Source organism: Brevibacterium ihuae (assembly GCF_900184225.1).
Taxonomy (GTDB): domain Bacteria; phylum Actinomycetota; class Actinomycetes; order Actinomycetales; family Brevibacteriaceae; genus Brevibacterium; species Brevibacterium ihuae.
Genome location: NZ_FXWZ01000003.1, coordinates 126800 through 140500 on the forward strand (window position 1 = coordinate 126800; position 13701 = coordinate 140500).

12 protein-coding genes are annotated in these 13701 nt (G+C 71.8%); 1 reads left to right on the plus strand and 11 read right to left on the minus strand.

Annotated features, from left to right (window positions below; translation table 11 throughout):
- From rlmN to rpsB, 7 genes are all read right to left on the minus strand, one after another.
- The gene (rlmN, locus tag C1A17_RS05930) at positions 1-1302 is read right to left on the minus strand and encodes a 23S rRNA (adenine(2503)-C(2))-methyltransferase RlmN (protein WP_101651773.1); all 1302 of its coding nucleotides are present in this window, start codon (positions 1300-1302) and stop codon (positions 1-3) included.
- A gap of 64 nt (positions 1303-1366) precedes the next feature.
- Complete coding sequence (locus C1A17_RS05935; RefSeq protein WP_219618254.1) at positions 1367-2752, minus strand: FAD-binding oxidoreductase; 1386 nt, start codon at positions 2750-2752, stop codon at positions 1367-1369.
- Between the two features lie 17 nt (positions 2753-2769).
- Positions 2770-4098 carry a phosphatidate cytidylyltransferase gene (locus C1A17_RS05940; protein WP_245873516.1) on the minus strand — a complete coding sequence of 443 codons (1329 nt, stop codon included), beginning with the start codon at positions 4096-4098 and terminating at the stop codon, positions 2770-2772.
- A gap of 4 nt (positions 4099-4102) precedes the next feature.
- Positions 4103-4660 carry a ribosome recycling factor gene (frr, locus tag C1A17_RS05945; RefSeq protein ID WP_101651775.1) on the minus strand — a complete coding sequence of 186 codons (558 nt, stop codon included), beginning with the start codon at positions 4658-4660 and terminating at the stop codon, positions 4103-4105.
- 109 nt (positions 4661-4769) lie between these two features.
- On the minus strand, positions 4770-5528 hold the full coding sequence (gene pyrH / locus C1A17_RS05950) for a UMP kinase (RefSeq protein ID WP_101651777.1): 759 nt from the start codon (positions 5526-5528) through the stop codon (positions 4770-4772).
- A gap of 210 nt (positions 5529-5738) precedes the next feature.
- The gene (gene tsf / locus C1A17_RS05955; protein WP_101651780.1) at positions 5739-6566 is read right to left on the minus strand and encodes a translation elongation factor Ts; all 828 of its coding nucleotides are present in this window, start codon (positions 6564-6566) and stop codon (positions 5739-5741) included.
- Between the two features lie 71 nt (positions 6567-6637).
- The gene (rpsB, locus tag C1A17_RS05960) at positions 6638-7552 is read right to left on the minus strand and encodes a 30S ribosomal protein S2 (protein ID WP_101651782.1); all 915 of its coding nucleotides are present in this window, start codon (positions 7550-7552) and stop codon (positions 6638-6640) included.
- Between the two features lie 534 nt (positions 7553-8086).
- On the opposite strand from rpsB, the gene C1A17_RS05965 reads away from it, so the two are divergent.
- Positions 8087-9142 carry a D-alanyl-D-alanine carboxypeptidase family protein gene (locus C1A17_RS05965; protein WP_245873519.1) on the plus strand — a complete coding sequence of 352 codons (1056 nt, stop codon included), beginning with the start codon at positions 8087-8089 and terminating at the stop codon, positions 9140-9142.
- Positions 9143-9220: 78 nt separating this feature from the next.
- Here the strand turns inward: C1A17_RS05965 and C1A17_RS14700 are convergent, their stop codons facing one another.
- The 4 genes from C1A17_RS14700 to C1A17_RS05985 are packed head-to-tail and all read right to left on the minus strand — an operon-like array spanning position 9221 to position 13549.
- Entirely contained in the window at positions 9221-10354 is a 1134-nt protein-coding gene (locus C1A17_RS14700; RefSeq protein ID WP_101651786.1) for a tyrosine recombinase XerC, read from the minus strand.
- Positions 10355-10395: 41 nt separating this feature from the next.
- On the minus strand, positions 10396-11658 hold the full coding sequence (locus C1A17_RS05975; protein WP_245873520.1) for a DNA-processing protein DprA: 1263 nt from the start codon (positions 11656-11658) through the stop codon (positions 10396-10398).
- Positions 11655-13202, minus strand: coding sequence for a YifB family Mg chelatase-like AAA ATPase (locus tag C1A17_RS05980; RefSeq protein ID WP_101651788.1), 1548 nt, complete (start codon positions 13200-13202; stop codon positions 11655-11657). The genes C1A17_RS05975 and C1A17_RS05980 overlap by 4 nt, the downstream gene beginning before the upstream one ends.
- Positions 13199-13549: a YraN family protein gene (locus C1A17_RS05985; RefSeq protein WP_101651791.1), complete on the minus strand. Its 351-nt coding sequence runs from the start codon at positions 13547-13549 to the stop codon at positions 13199-13201. Before C1A17_RS05985 ends, C1A17_RS05980 begins: the two co-directional genes overlap by 4 nt.
- Positions 13550-13701: the final 152 nt, after the last annotated feature.

A 13701-nucleotide genomic window follows, 5' to 3' on the forward strand; every position in this document is an offset into this window, starting at 1 on the left:
TCATTCCGCGGCGGCCAGCTGACCGCACGCCCCGTCGATGTCCTTGCCGCGCGTGTCGCGGATCGTCGTCGGCACCCCGGCGTTCTGCAGCCGCCGGACGAACTCCCGCGCCACCTCCGGCTCCGATGCGGTCCACACCGAGCCGGGGGTCGGGTTGAGCGGGATCGGGTTGACGTGGACCCAGCCCCGGCCGCGCGCATTGAGCTTCTTCGCGAGCAGCTCCGCCCGCCACGCATGGTCGTTCATGTCCTTGATGAGCGCGTACTCGATGCTCACGCGGCGCCCGGTGGTGCGGTAGTAGTTGTAGGCCGCATCGATCGCCTCGTCAGCCTTCCACCGGGTATTCACCGGGATCATCTCGTCGCGCAGGCCGTCGTCGGGCGCGTGGAGGCTGAGCGCGAAGGTCACCGGGATCTCCTCCGCGGCGAGCTTGTCGATGCCGGGGACGAGGCCGACCGTGGAGATCGTGATCCGCCGCGCGCCCATGCCGAGGCCTGCCGGAGCGGGGTCGACGAAGCGGCGCACCGCTCCCATGACGCGCTTGTAGTTGGCCAGCGGCTCGCCCATGCCCATGAAGACGATGTTCGTCACCCGCTCGGCACCTGACGAACCGGTCCCCGAACCGGCACCCGCGGGTTCACGGCCCTGCTCCTCGTCGGCCTCGGAGCCGACGGCGGCCGCCGGGTTGCCGAGCATGTCCGCGTCGACTCCGGACACCTCGGCGAGCTCGCCGGCGGCGATAACCTGGTTCGCCCGGATAACTTGCTCGACGATCTCGGCGCTCGACATGTTCCGGGTGAGGCCCTGCTGGCCGGTGGCACAGAACGGGCAATTCATGCCGCAGCCGCACTGCGAGGACACGCACAGCGTGATCCGGTTGCGGTAGCGCATGAGGACGGATTCGACGAGCGCGCCGTCGAAGAGCCGCCACAGGAACTTGATCGTGTCGCCGTTCTCCGTGCGCAGGCGGTGGACCTCGGTGAGCAGCGGCGGGAAGAACCGTTCGACGAGCTCGGCCCGCCGGTCCTTCGGCAGATCGGTCATCGCCTCGGGGTCGGTCGTGTGATGGACGAAGTAGTGCGTCGAGAGCTGCTTGGCGCGGAAGCCCGGCAGGCCCATCTCCTTGACCGCCGTGATCCGCTCGTCCATGGTCATGTCCGCGAGGTGCTGGGGCGGCTGGGTCACACGCGGGGACCGGAAGTTCAGCAGCGGTCGGCCGTCGCGGGTGGGCGTGCGCGAGGTCGTCCCGTCGGGATTCTCGACGACGGGACGGACCTGTCTGCGGGGTCTCTGCTCAGTCATGTGGCCACCAGTATCGCACGGACGCCCGGGATCCGGCCCGCTCGGCCGCAGCGCGGGAGCCGGGTCATCCCGCTGCGGGCATCTCGAAGACCTTGCCCGGATTCATGATCCCGTGGGGGTCGAGCGCCCGCTTGATCGCGACGTGCATGTCGATGACGTCCGTCGACAGCTCGGCGGCCAGGCCCTCGCGCTTGAGCAGACCGATGCCGTGCTCCCCGCTCACCGTGCCGCCGGCGGCGAGTGCGACGGCGATGATGTCCTCGAACGCGGCCTGCGCCCGGCGGCGCGCGTCCTCGTCCCCCACCGGGGTGACGAGCAGCGGGTGGAGGTTGCCGTCGCCGGCGTGGGCGATCTGCGCGAGCACGGTATCGTGCCTCTCCCCGATCTCCTGGATCGCGGCGAGCACCTCGGGGACCTTCGAGCGGGCGACGCAGATGTCCTCGGTGAGCACCGGGCCGAGGCGCTCCAGGGCCGGGTAGGCAAGGCGACGGGCGGCGAAGAAGGCGTCGGCCTCCTCGGCGTTCTCGCTCACCGCGGCGAAGGTGGCGCCCGCCTCCTCGAAGGCGTGCACGATGGTCCGGGCCTCCTCCTCCCCGGCGGCCCCGGGGACGTCGGTGGCGGCGAGGAGGATGACCTCGGCCTCGGCGGACAGGCCCATGTTCTTCCACTCGTCCACCGCCCGCAGGCAGTACGAGTCGACGAGTTCGAGAGCGGACGGGATGACGCCGGCCACGGTGACGTTCGCGACCCCCTGGCCGGCTTCGACGAGGCTGTCGAAGTACCCGACGATCGCCGTGGCGGCGGGCGGCAGCGGGAGCAGCCGGACGGTGATCTCGGTGATGATGCCGAGCGTGCCCTCGGAGCCGACGAGGAGCGCGCGGAGGTCGTAGCCGGCGACGTCCTTCGCGGTGCGCTTGCCGATGCGCACCAGCTTCCCGGTCCCGGTGACGACCTCGAGGTCGAGCACGTACTCGCTCGTCACCCCGTACTTGACGCAGCAGAGTCCGCCGGCGTTGGTGGCGACGTTGCCGCCGATCGACGACCACGGGGCCGAGGCGGGGTCGGGCGGGTACCACAGACCGTTCTCGGCGACGCGCTTCCGCAGGTCGTCGTTGATGACCCCAGGCTGGACGCGGGCGGTGCGCTCGACGGGGTCGACCGCGAGCACCTGGTCCATCGCATCGAGCGAGACGACGAGGCAGCCGGCGAGCGCGTTCGCCCCGCCGGACAGCCCGGTGCCCGAACCGCGCGGCACCACGGCGACGCGGTTCTCGATGCACCAGCTCACGGCGGCGACGACCTCGGCGGTCTCCCGCGGGCGGATGACGGCGAGCGCGGTGCCGTAGGGCGCCCACTCCGCGTCGTCGTGGAGATAGCGGTCCATGACGTCGGGGTCGCTGATGATGATGTCGGCGGGCACGGCACGGGCGAGCGATTCGAGGGTGGTCACGGTGCTGCGGACTCCGATCAGGTGATGTAGCCGGGCAGGAAGCTGAAGAGGATGAGGGCGATCGGGGCGGTCGGCAGGATCGAGTCGAGCCGGTCCATGACGCCCCCGTGGCCGGGCAGCAGGGTGCCCATGTCCTTGAGGTCGAGGTCGCGCTTGATCATCGACTCGGAGAAGTCGCCGAGGGTGGCGAAGGCGGGGATGACGACGCCGAGCGCGATCCCGGTCCACAGCGGGGCGTCGAACACCCAGAGTGCCATCGCGGTGCCGACGAGGGTGGCGACGATCGCGGAGCCCGCATAGCCCTCCCAGGACTTCTTGGGTGAGATCCGCGGGGCGATGGGGTGCTTGCCCCAGAGCACGCCGAACGCGTAGCCGCCGACGTCGGAGGCGACGACGAGGGAGAGGAAGCACACGACGAGGAGGTTGCCCTGCTCGAAGGTGAGCATGTGGACGATGAACGACGCCATGAGGCCCACGTAGGTCAGAGCGAAGATGCTCAGGCAGACGTCCTTGACCGCATTGGCACGCCGTTCGAAGAGCGTGAAGAGGAGGATCGCGCCGGCGCCGGCGGTGAAGGTCACCCACAGCGCCTCGCGGCCGCCGAAGTACGTCGCGAGCAGCATGAGGCCCGCGGTGACCATGGTGGGAACGCGCGCGACGACTGCGCCGGAGCGCGAGAGGGCGTTGGCGAGCTCCCACATCGCGGCGACGATGCCGACGAGCGCGACGCCGAGGAACGACGGCGGATAGAAGAGGAGCGAGGCGAGCACTCCCCCGCCGAGCAGCACGCCGACGCCGATCGCGGCGGGCAGGTTGCGGCCGGCGCGGCCGTAGTCCTTGGCGCCGTCCGGGGCGTCCTGCGGAGCCTCCGGGTGGGCGATGGGGGTGACGAAGCCGTGCCCGTAGGCAGAGCCGTTCGGATCGTCCTGCGCATCCTCGATCGTCGCCACGCCGCCGCCGGCGTCCGGCCAGGAGGACCCGTCGGGTTCGCCGGACTTCGTGGAGGGAGGGGCGGAGGCCGCGGAGTCGGCTGCGAGCATGCTCGCGGTGACGACCGGGATCGGGCCGGACACGCGCTCGGCCTCGGCCGCCTCCCGGCGGGCGGCGGCGGCCTGTCGGCGCGGGGAGTCCGCGCGCGACCGGCGGCGGTCCGCAGGAGCGGTGTCGGCCGCCTCGGCGTCCGGTCGGTCCGCGGACGGTCCGGCTGCCGGCGGCGGGGCGCTCCGACCGCGTCGCAGGTCGCGGCGCCGCGGGAAGGGAGCCGGGTCCGAGGCGCCCGCAGAGTCGCCGGAGTCGGCGGGGGAGGTCTCCCCCGCCGGCCGGCAGCTGCTCTGATCCTCGGCCATCGACTCAGACCTCGAGGAGTTCGGCTTCCTTCGCATGGAGGAGCACGTCGATCTCGTCGACCTTCTTCTTCGTCAGATCCTCGAGCTCGTGGATGGCGCTGCGCACCTCGTCCTCGCCGGCCTCGCCGTCCTTCTGGATCTTCTCGAGGGTCTCCTTGGCCCGGCGGCGGACGTTGCGGATCGAGACCTTGCCCTCCTCCGCATTGCCCTTGACGATCTTGACGTACTCGCGGCGGCGCTCCTCGGTGAGCTCCGGGAGCACGACCCGGATGATGTTGCCGTCGTTGGCCGGGTTGGCGCCGACGTCGGAGTTGCGCAGAGCGGTCTCGATCTCACCGAGGGCGCTCCGGTCGTACGGGGTGATGAGCAGGGTGCGGGCCTCGGGCACCTGGAACGAGGCGAGCTGCTGCATGGGGGTCGGGGCGCCGTAGTAGTCGACGAGGATGTTGGCGAACAGGGCGGGGTTCGCCCGACCGGTGCGCACATTGCCGAAGTCGTCCTTGGTGACCTCGATGGCCTTGTCCATCTTCTGCCGGGCCTCGGTCAGGGTGTCCTTGATCACTGCTTACCCTTTCGGTGGGTCTGGGGGTTGTGGTCTCTGCTGTCCATTCTAGGCGCGACGGGGCGCGGGCGCGCACCCGCGGCGGGCGCGCGATCCCCGGTGCGGGAGCTCAGTCCCCGGTGACGATGGTGCCGATGCGCTCGCCGGCGATCGCCCGGCGGAGGGTCTCGTCGCCCTCCATGCCGAACACGACCATGGGGAGCCGATTGTCCATGCAGAGCGAGAAGGCGGTGGCGTCGACGACCTTGAGCCCGCGGGCCAGGGCGTCGCGGTAGGTGATGCGGTCGATCTTCGTCGCCGTCGGGTCGACCTTGGGGTCCGCGGAGTACACGCCGTCGACGCCGTTCTTGGCGATGAGCACCGCGTCGGCGCGGATCTCGAGCGCGCGCTGGGCGGCGACGGTGTCGGTGGAGAAGAACGGCAGCCCGGCCCCGGCGCCGAAGATCACGACCCGGTCCTTCTCCATGTGGCGGATGGCGCGGCGCGGGATGTAGGTCTCGGCGACCTGGGTCATGGGGATCGCCGACTGCACGCGGGTGTCGACGCCGGCCTGCTCGAGGAAGTCCTGGAGCGCGAGGCAGTTCATCATCGTGCCGAGCATGCCCATGTAGTCGGCGCGGGTGCGGTCCATGCCGCGCTGCGAGAGCTCGGCGCCGCGGAAGAAGTTGCCGCCGCCGACGACGATGCTCACCTCGACCTCGGGGACCGCCTGCGCGATCTGCCGCGCCACGGCGGATACGACATCCGGGTTGACTCCCACGTCGCCGCCGCCGAAGACCTCGCCGGAGAGCTTGAGGAGCACGCGCCGGCGATGCGTGCGCAGCGGGTTGTCCTGGAGGGGCGAGGTGCGCGCGGTGGTGTCCGACATGGCTGCCTTCCTGCTGGTGCGTGAACGACTGCTGCCCGTCGGGGTGCCGACGCGCAGGTGGGCGTACGAGCCGTCGACCAGTCTAGCGCCACCGGGTCCTCCCCGGGGACGCGCGAAGGGCGGGGCACACGGCCCCGCCCTTCGTCTGCGGATCAGCAGTCTGCGCTGATCAGCGACGCGCCGACCGGTGCGGTCGGCGTCGATCGGTGATCAGCTGCCCACGCGGAAGCGCAGGAATCCGGTCGCCTTCACGCCGGCCTCCTCGAGGACCGAGGACACCGACTTCTTGGGCTCCTTGGCGAAGCCCTGGTCGAGCAGGCAGTTCTCCTTGAAGAACCCGCCCACGCGGCCCTCGACGATCTTCGGCAGGGCCTGCTCCGGCTTGCCCTCGTTCTTCGCGGTCTCGAGCGCGATCTCGCGCTCCTTCTCGACGAGATCCGCCGGCACGTCCTCGCGCGAGAAGTACTTCGGCGACATCGCGGCGATGTGGACGGCGACGTCGTGGGCGACCTCGGCGTTGTCGCCCTCGTAGGCGAGGAGGACGCCGACCTGCGGGGGCAGGTCCTTGTTCGTGCGGTGGAGGTAGGACTCGACGTTCGCACCGGTGATGCGACCGACGCGGCGCAGGGCCACCTTCTCGCCGAGCGCGGCTCCGCCCTCGGTGATGAACTGCGAGACCGACTTGCCGTCGACCTCGGCCTCGAGCAGCGCCTCGGCGGACTCGGCCTCGTTCTTCGCCGCGAGGGCGAGGACCTCGTCGGCGAGCGCGACGAACTTGTCGGACTTGGCGACGAAGTCGGTCTCCGAGTTGAACTCGATCATCGTGCCGACGCCGTTCTCGACGCGGGTGGCGACGAGGCCGTCGGAGGTCGAGCGGCCCTCGCGCTTGGTGGCGCCCTTGAGGCCCTTGACGCGGAGGATCTCGATGGCCTTGGCCTGATCGCCCTGCGCCTCCTCGAGAGCCTTCTTGACGTCCATCATGCCGGCGCCGGTCTTCTCGCGGAGCGCCTTGATGTCAGCAGCGGTGTAGTTTGCCATGGGATCTCCTTCAGATCACGCGACGTGGGGTGTCCCGGCCCGCACGGTGGTGCGGGCCGGGAGGGGTCTGATCAGGCCTCGGTGGACTCGGCGGGAGCGGCCTCGGCGGACTCGCCCTCGGTGGCCTCGGCGGCCGGTGCCTCTACGGACTGGGCCTCGACGGCGGGGGTCTCAGCTGCCGGGGTCTCCTGCGCGGAGTCGCCGGACTTGCCCTCGAGGAGCTCGCGCTCCCACTCCGGCATCGGCTCGACGTCGACGGCCGAGACGTTCTTCTCACCGGACTCGTCGCCGGACGAGTGGCGCTTGATCAGGCCCTCGGCCACGGCATCGGCGATGACGCGGGTGAGAAGTCCGACCGAGCGGATCGAGTCGTCGTTGCCCGGGATCGGGAAGTCGACCTCGTCCGGGTCGCAGTTGGTGTCGAGGATGCCGATGATCGGGATCCCGAGCTTCTTCGCCTCGTCGACGGCGAGGTGCTCCTTCTTGGTGTCGACGATCCACACGGCGGACGGGGTCCGCTGCATGTCGCGGATACCGCCGAGGGTGCGCTCGAGCTTGTCCTTCTCACGACGGAGGATGAGGAGCTCCTTCTTCGTGTGGCCGGAACCGGCGACATCGTCGAAGTCGATCTCCTCGAGCTCCTTGAGGCGGCGCAGACGACCGGAGATCGTCTGGAAGTTCGTGAGCATGCCGCCCAGCCAGCGCTGGTTGACGAAGGGCTGCCCGACGCGCTTGGACTGCTCCTGGATGGCCTCCTGGGCCTGCTTCTTCGTGCCGACGAAGAGGATCGAGCCGCCGTGGGCCACGGTCTCCTTGACGAACTCGAAGGCCGAGTCGATGTAGCCCAGGGTCTGCTGGAGGTCGATGATGTAGATGCCGTTGCGCTCGGTGAAGATGAAGCGCTTCATCTTCGGGTTCCAGCGACGGGTCTGGTGTCCGAAGTGGACGCCGCTGTCGAGCAGCTGGCGGATGGTGACGACGGCCATGCCGACGCCCTCCTTTCATGGCGCGCACCCGCGGGCGCGCGCTCTTTCAGGTCGCTGGTCCGCACGCGGGCGCGGCTGCCGGGCAGCGCATCCCTGGTCCGGGGCGACGATTCGGTTGATTCCTGGTATCCGCGGCCGAATGCCCACGAACCGCACGCTCTGCCGTGCACGCTCCTGCGCGCTGGCTGCTGTGGATTCGCACCGGTGGCACTCGATCGGTTCATCGGATACGCGTAGTCAGGGGTGGTCACACTCCTGCTGGTGACATTCTACGACGCGGGCCCAACGCCGCCAAACTGCGGGCATGGCCGCGCAAGCGGGTGAGCACGGGGCGCCGGGAGCGAACCGGGCGGCGCGTGCCGGTGTCGGCGCGGGAAGGGTGTGCGGGTGCCGAGGCAGGCCTCCCGTCCTCGGTAGGATCCGCTGTGCACGTTTCCGGGTCGCCTGCGGTCCCGGATTGGGGATGAGCGTTCCACTCTCCCCAGGGCCGTTCAGGATCCGGCGGGGAACGCGCCCGGCCCCGACGGTGGATCCATGTCGACCCGAACCCGCGCTCTCTCCCCCGGCACGATCCCCGATCTTCGACGTCCGGTGCCTCTCCGCATGTGGAACCCGGAGACGCGGACCCTGCCGGGCGCACGGGTGTTCGGGGTCCTCCTCGCGGTGGTCATGTTCCTCGGGACGCTCGCACCCGGTGCGCACGCGGCCCCGGCCCCGGACGACTGGTTCACTCCGGTGCCCGGCTTCACCGTCGTCCGCCCCTTCGACAAGCCGGACCGGAACTGGGAGTCCGGGCATCGCGGCATCGACGTCGGAGCACTCCCCGGCGAGGAGGTCCGAGCGCCGCAGGCGGGCACCGTGCGATTCTCGGGCTCCGTTGCCGGCCGCCCGGTCCTCAGCCTCGAGATCGAGGGCCACGTCGTCTCGTTCGAGCCGGTGGAGAGCGAACTGCGGGCCGGCGACCCGGTGTTCGCGGGGCAGCCGGTGGGAACGGTCGCCGACCCCTCGCACTGCGAGGACGGCTGCATCCACGTCGGGGTGTGGCAGACGGGCCGGGAGAAGGACTACCTCAACCCGGCATCGTTCTTCGCCGCCGATGCGACGATCCTGCTGCCCGAGGCGCAGGCGCCCGAGGAGCTGCCTGCCGTACCGGCCGGGGACGACGGGAGCAGCGGTGCGGGGCGATGGGGCGGGCACGAGAACGGGCGCATCCCGGCGGTCGCAATGTGCCCGCTCGCGGTTGCCCCGGGGCACCGACTGCGGTGCGATGCGGCCCGGGCGTTCGACGCCCTCGCGTCGGCGTACGCCGACGAGTTCGGCCGGCCGGTCTCGGTGACCGACTCCTACCGGGACTACGAGACCCAGGTCGTCCTCAAGCGGCGGAAGGGCCGGATGGCGGCGACGCCGGGCACGTCCAACCACGGCTGGGGGTTGGCGGTGGACCTCGGCGGCGGCATCAACTCCTTCGGCACGGTGCAGCACGAGTGGATGCGCTCGAACGGTCCGCGGTTCGGCTGGATCCACCCGTCCTGGGCGCGCAGCGGCGGCTCGCTGCCCGAACCCTGGCACTGGGAGTTCCGTGCGGGCTGAGCCGGCGGTGCGGCCAGGCGCAGCGTGCTCTGGCGCGGTGCGGTGCGGTCAGGAGCGGTCGGCTCAGGCGCGCTGTGGTCAGGCGCGGGGGTGGGCCCGGAAGTAGCTCTCGGAGAGCCTGCCGAGGGAGACGTGGGTGTAGATCTGCGTGGAGCTCAGGGTCGCGTGGCCGAGGAACTCCTGCACCTGGCGGAGATCGGCGCCGTTCTCGACCATGTGGGTCGCTGCGGAATGCCGGAGCCCGTGCGGGGAGAGGTCGGCGACGCCGTCGACGGCAGAGGTGGCCCGGTGCACGACGTCACGCACCTGGCGGACGTTGATGCGACCGCCGCGCACCCCGAGGAATATCGCCGACCGGGCATCGGTCGACGGCTGCGGCGCAGCGCCGGAGAGGACGGGCCGTCCGTCGGAGATCCAGCGCGCGAGCGCCTCGGCCGCAGGCACCCCGTAGGGCACCCGGCGCTCCTTGTTCCCCTTGCCGAGCACGGTGAGGAGACGCCGCTCGCGGTCGATGTCGTCGAGGTCGAGGGCGGCGAGCTCGGAGACCCGGACCCCGGTGGCGTAGAGGACCTCGACGATCGCCGCGTCCCGGAGCGCGACCGCACGAGCGCGCGGATCGATGTCCTCGGTGCCGGTGTCCGTAATCCGCTCATCCTCGTTGCCGGCAGTACCTCGCTCGTCCACGCTGTCGTCCACGCCCCGCTCGTCCGTGCCGCCGGCGTCGGTGTGCGGCAGCTCGTCATCGCCGATGGTGCCGGCGGTCGGCCGCTCGGCGGTGCGCGTGCGATCGAGGACGGCGCCGGCCTGCGACTGCTGGAGCACGGCCGGGAGGCGGGAGCCGCGCCGCGGGCTCGCGAGTCGGGCGGCGGGGTTGCGCTCCATCCGACCGGTGCGGGTGCAGAAGAGGGAGAACGCGCGGATCGCGGCGATCCGGCGGGCGAGCGTACCGGGAGCGGCACCGCGCCGCGACTGGTCCATGAGCCACTGCCGGAGATTCCCGAGCTCGATGTCGGCGAGCGCGAGGGCCTGGCCGTCGTCCTCGGTGAGGAAGGTCATGAGGGATCGGACGTCCGCGGTGTAGTTGCGCACGGTGTGCACCGAGGCGTTGCGCTGGATGCGGAGGTCCTCGGCGAAGGCGTCGAGCGCGTCCGCATACTCCGGCAACAGCTGGTCCGCCGTCAACGGCGCGGCGTGCGGGTGGGAAGCCGACATGCTCCCACTGTAGAGCACCGCAGGCGGCGCACCCGGGACCTTCAGCCCCTGCGCAGCTTGACCCACCCGTGGTCCCGGCGTTCGGCGAGGCCGGCGAGTTCGAGCACCGCGAGGGCTCCCATCGCCGCCGGGACCTCGAGACCGGCCCGGGAGGCGAGAGCGGCGACCTCGGTACCGCGCCGCGGGGGCAGCGCGCTGTAGATCCGCGCCTGCTCGTCGGTGAGATCGTCGGTGATCCGCAGCCGGCCCTGCTGGTCGCCTGCGCTCGTTCCCGCGGCCTCCGCGCTCAGCTCGGTGAGCGATTCGACGAGTTCGCGCACCTCGTCCGCCGTGGTGACGCAGACCGCCGCCCCCTCCCGGATGAGGCGGTGGCAGCCGGCGGAATCGTGCGCGGTGACCGGACCCGGCACGGCACCGACCGGCCGGAGGAGTTCTGCCGCACGGTTGGCGGTGTTGAGCGCCCCCGATCTCCACCCGGCCTGGACGACCACGGTCGCCGCCGCGGTCGCGGCGATGAGCCGGTTGCGCATGAGGAATCGATGCCGCATCGCCGTGCTGCCCGGGGCGGCTTCGGAGATCACGACTCCGGTGCGCGCCACTGCCGTGAGCAGGTCGGCGTTGCCGCGCGGGTAGAACCGGTCCACTCCCCCGGCCATGAACGCGATCGTCCCCACCCCGGGCCGGTCGGAGGCGGCGAGGGCGCCGGCGTGCGCGGCGGCGTCGATCCCGTAGGCGCCCCCGGAGACCACGCTGTGACCGGCGGCGACGAGATCCCACGCGAAGGATCGCGCGAGGTGGAGGCCGTAGGAGTCGGCGGCGCGCGAGCCGACGAGCGCGATCGATCCGGCGGTGAGAGCGGTGAGGTCGCCGTGCCCGCGGACCCACAGACCCGCCGGTTCGTCGAGGCCGAGGTCGCGGAGGCCCGCCGGCCAGTCCGGATCACCGGGCTGGATCACGCGGGCGCCGAGGGTACGCATGATCCGGAGGTCGCGGGCGCCGTCGAGGTCCGGGAGCCGGAGCGTCCAGCGGTCGATCGCCCGGTCGATGTCCTCGCTACGGACGGCGAGGCCCACCGCCCTCGCAGCCGCGTGCAGGGCGTCGGCGAGACCGGTACGCGGACCGTCGAGCAGGCCGCGCAGCGGTTCCGCCCCGCTCGTGGCCACGGCTGCTCGGAGCAGCCGGTCGCCGGGTTCGGAGATCCGCAGGAGGTCGGCGACCGCGCGCGGGTCGGCCATGGAGGGATCGAGGTCGGCCGTAGCAGTTCCGCGGTCGGCCATGTCGGGACCGGGGTCGATGGTGGTCATGCGGTCTCCCGGATGCGGAGGACGAGGGCGGACAGGAGGTCGTCGCCGGTGGGCCGCGAACGTCCGGCGAGGTCGGCGAGCGTGGTGGCGATCCGCACGACCCGGTCGTAGCCGCGCATGGTGATCGCCCCGCGTTCGAGCGCGGTGTCGAGCGGCGCGGTCTCCGTCCGGCGGAAGGCGAAGGTCTCCCGCAGCCATCCGCCGGGCGCCTGGGCGTTGAGCGCCCAGGGCATGTCTGCGTACCGGACGGCCTGGAGCTCGCGGGCACGGGCGACGCGCGCGGCGACCGTCGCGGAGTCCTCGCGCGGCTCGAGTCCGTGGACGTCGGCGGCGACGAGCGGCATCATCTCGAGCTGGATGTCGATCCGATCGAGCAGCGGGCCCGACAGCCGGGCGCGGTAGCGCCTCCGATCGAGCGGACTGCACCGGCACTGCGTCGCCTGTCCGACCCCGGCGCCGCACGGGCAGGGGTTCGATGCGAGGACGAGCTGGAACCGCGACGGCAGCACCACCGATCCCCAGGCCCGGTGGATGTCGCAGCGCCCGTTCTCCAGCGGCTGGCGCAGGGCCTCGAGGACGTCCCTCCGGAACTCGGGGGCCTCGTCCATGAAGAGCACCCCGCGGTGGGCCCGCGAGAACACGCCGATCGACCCCGGTCGGGACCCGCCGACCATCGCGGCGGCGCTCGTCCGGTGGTGCGGTGCCTCGAACGGGGGCGTGGTGTCGAGGCCGTGGGCCGGGTCGAGGGTGCCGTCGAGGGAGCGCAGCGCCACGACCTCGCACGCCTCGTCGATCGGCAGCCGCGGCAGGAGACCGGGCAGGCACCCGGCGAGCAGGGTCTTCCCCGCCCCCGGCGTGCCGGTCATGAGCAGGTGGTGACCGCCGGCGGCGGCGACCTCGAGCGCGTACCGGGCGTCGTCCTGTCCGTGCACCTCGGCGAGGTCATGGGTGTCGGGCACGGGCAGCGCGGCTGTTTCCGGCAGCGGGATCGGCGGCAGGCCCGGGTCGCTGATCGTCCCGCCGAGCAGGGCCACGACGCCGGCGAGGTTGGCCGCCCCGCGGACCTCGGCGCCGTCGACGAGCCGGGCCTCGGCGAGGTTCGCCTCGGGGACGACGAACCGGGTGTGGCCCGCCGCGAGCCCGGTGAGCACGCTCGGCAGGACGCCGCGGACCGGGTGGAGACGCCCGTCGAGACCGAGTTCCCCGAGGTGCACGACCCCGCGGCCCGCATCCGCCGGAACCGCTCCCTCCGCCTCGAGGATCGCGATCGCGATGCCGAGGTCGAACACCGTGCCGACCTTCTTCAGACCGCCCGGAGACAGATTCACGGTGATCCGGCGGGCGCTGAGCGTGAATCCGAGGTTGGAGATCGCCGCCCGGATCCGCTTGCGCGATTCGCTCACCGAGGCGTCGGGCAGGCCGACGATGTCGATCCCGGGCAGGCCGTCGTTGACGCTCGCCTCGATCGCCACGGGCGCCCCGGAGATCCCGTGGAGCGCGATGGCGAGCGCCCGGCCGAGACTGCGCGCAGGTGTCGGGCTCATCGGGCGTCCCGGACATGGGTGAGCTCGGGTGCGCCCCGGTTCCACAGGATCCCGATGACGTCGACGCGGAAGACGGGGAACCATTCCTCCTGCGCTGCCAGCCACCGCAGTGCGAGCCCGCGCAGGACCGCGAGCTTGCGCGGCGTGACGGCTTCGAGCGGGTGTCCGGCACGGGCGGTCGCACGGGTCTTGACCTCGACGAAGACGACCGCCTCCCCGTCGCGGGCGACGATGTCGATCTCCCCGCGGCTGCAGCGCCAGTTCGTCGCGAGGATCTCCCACCCGCGGTGCTCGAGGTGCCGGCGGGCGCACATCTCGCCGCGGCGTCCCAGCGTCATCGTGTCCATGGCCCCAGTCGATCAGCGGTCCCTGGGGTCGGTCAGCTGCCCGTCATGGCCTGTGGACGGCGCCTCCGCGGTCCACAGGTCCCCATCGCACGGAGCGCACCGGATTCGGGCGGGCGGTGGACCGGAGAACACCTCACCGGTGACCCGAGGCG

Excerpts from the sequence above, each read along its gene's own strand:
- rlmN (WP_101651773.1), bottom strand. The coding sequence starts at position 1,302 with ATGACTGAGCAGAGACCCCGCAGACAGGTCCGTCCCGTCGTCGAGAAT.
- C1A17_RS05940 (WP_245873516.1), bottom strand. The coding sequence starts at position 4,098 with ATGGCCGAGGATCAGAGCAGCTGCCGGCCGGCGGGGGAGACCTCCCCC.
- pyrH (WP_101651777.1), bottom strand. The coding sequence starts at position 5,528 with ATGTCGGACACCACCGCGCGCACCTCGCCCCTCCAGGACAACCCGCTG.
- tsf (WP_101651780.1), bottom strand. The coding sequence starts at position 6,566 with ATGGCAAACTACACCGCTGCTGACATCAAGGCGCTCCGCGAGAAGACC.
- rpsB (WP_101651782.1), bottom strand. The coding sequence starts at position 7,552 with ATGGCCGTCGTCACCATCCGCCAGCTGCTCGACAGCGGCGTCCACTTC.
- C1A17_RS05965 (WP_245873519.1), top strand. The coding sequence starts at position 8,087 with ATGTCGACCCGAACCCGCGCTCTCTCCCCCGGCACGATCCCCGATCTT.
- C1A17_RS14700 (WP_101651786.1), bottom strand. The coding sequence starts at position 10,354 with ATGTCGGCTTCCCACCCGCACGCCGCGCCGTTGACGGCGGACCAGCTG.
- C1A17_RS05975 (WP_245873520.1), bottom strand. The coding sequence starts at position 11,658 with ATGACCACCATCGACCCCGGTCCCGACATGGCCGACCGCGGAACTGCT.
- C1A17_RS05980 (WP_101651788.1), bottom strand. The coding sequence starts at position 13,202 with ATGAGCCCGACACCTGCGCGCAGTCTCGGCCGGGCGCTCGCCATCGCG.
- C1A17_RS05985 (WP_101651791.1), bottom strand. The coding sequence starts at position 13,549 with ATGGACACGATGACGCTGGGACGCCGCGGCGAGATGTGCGCCCGCCGG.